Raw genomic sequence first — 1,355 nt, 5'->3', positions numbered from 1 at the left:
CACAGGTCCGGTGGCAGCGTTTCGCCGGTGACGACCAGCTTGCGCAGGGCGGGCAGTTCGGGTGCGGACTGGGTGACGGTGTCCCAGGCGTCCAGAGCGGCCCGCAGCAGTGAGGGGACCACCTCGAGAATGGTCACGGCGTCCTGGTCGGCGCGGGCGAACAGATCCGTCGCGTGGTGGGCCGTCTCGTCCCCGTAGATGGTGGTGCGGCCACCCGCCACCAGAGCGGCGGTCATCTGCCACACCGAGATGTCGAAGGTCAGCGCCGCGTTCTGCGCGATGACATCGCTGCTGGTCAGCGCCAGATCATCGACCTTCGCCAGAAGATGGTTGTTCATCCCCGCGTGATGAACCATCGCCCCCTTCGGCCGCCCCGTCGACCCCGAGGTGTAAAGGACGTAAGCCAGATCATCGTCCACCGCACGGACCGGGACCAGTTCACCCGATCCGTCCGCAGCCGTCGGGCAGAGAAGGACGGCGGGTCGGGTGCCGGCTTCCGAGGCGAGGGCGTCGGTCTGCTCGGTGTGGCCGACCGCCGAGGCGACGGCGTCGGTCTGGGCGGTATGGCCGACCGTGGTGATGAGGTAGCGGGCGCCGGACGCGGTGACCATGTCGGACTTCCGCGTCATCGGGGCATGCGGATCCAACGGAAGATACGCACCCCCCGCCCCCAGGATCCCCAGGAACGCGACGACCGCGTCCACACCACGCTCGCCGTGGTACGCCACCCGGTCATCAGCCGCGACACCCGCGGCAAGCAGCTCACGGGTAAGGCGGCTCGCCCGGCCCGCCAACTCCGCATAGGTCAGAACACCGTGCTCATCAGCGACAGCGATGGCATCGGGCCGCGCCAGAGCATGTTCCCTGACACGGGTGATCAGGCAGTTCAGCTCGTCGGTGCGGGCCGTCCGGTTCCAGACGTTCAGGAGCTCGCTCTCCTCCTGCGACACCGGGGCGAGCTCACCGACAGGACACGCGGGGTCGGCTGCCGCCGCACGGCATGCGCGCAGGACGTCGTCAAGAACGGCGCGAGCCGTCTGCTCCGTGAACAGGTCGGTGCTGTACTCCAGCGCGAGCGACAGTTCACCGCCCGCGGCTTCCTCCGCGAGGAGCATCAGATCGAACTTGGCGGTCCCGTCACCGACCGGCAGATACGTCAGATCCAAGTCCCCCGGGCTCGCCTCGGTCGACGGCGCGTTCTGGAACGCGAGCATCACCTGGAACAGGGGATTCCGCGAACGGTCACGGTCCGGCGCCAACTCCTGGACCAGCCGGTCGAACGGCACATCCTGATGCGACAAACCCTCCAGAGCGGTCCGGCTCACACGGTCGAGCAGCTCCTCGAACGTATCGGC

Annotated in this window: 1 protein-coding gene; it reads right to left on the bottom strand. The window is 68.3% G+C overall.

Features of this window, described 5'->3' with window-relative positions:
• On the bottom strand, positions 1 to 1,325 hold a 1,325-nt coding region (locus ACZ60Q_RS36000), incomplete at its 3' end, for an AMP-binding protein (RefSeq protein ID WP_469641836.1).
• Between the last annotated feature and the right edge of the window lie 30 nt (positions 1,326 to 1,355).

This window comes from Streptomyces sp. NPDC104313, from assembly GCF_055583985.1.
This window is presented reverse-complemented; position numbering and strand designations above follow the sequence as displayed.